The sequence below is a fragment of the Ensifer sp. ENS11 genome (assembly GCF_014851895.1).
Classification (GTDB): domain Bacteria; phylum Pseudomonadota; class Alphaproteobacteria; order Rhizobiales; family Rhizobiaceae; genus Ensifer; species Ensifer canadensis.
In genome coordinates, this window is sequence record NZ_JACVAN010000095.1 from 1 (window position 1) to 255 (window position 255).

1 pseudogene is annotated in these 255 nt (G+C 65.1%); it reads left to right on the forward strand.

From position 1 onward, the window contains the following. Positions 1–255 (forward strand): annotated as a pseudogene (locus IB264_RS34375) (IS110 family transposase); the annotation flags it as partial.

Sequence of the window (255 nt, forward strand, 5' to 3'; positions counted from 1 at the left end):
CGATGCGACGGTGCTCGCGCATCTGCTCAGGGCCGACCTGGTGCCGGAGGCCTGGGCGCCCAGCGAACGAGCAAGAGACCTGCGCGTCGCCCTGCGCGAGCGGATGTTTTACGTGCGGCTGCGCACGGTGACGAAGAACCGCATTGTCACGGTGTTTGATCGCTATCCGGAGCAGACGGCACAGCTGAAGAAGCTCGGGGATCTGTTTGGCAAGGCCGGCCGCGTCCAGCTGGCGCAAGTCAACGTCTCGGAGAT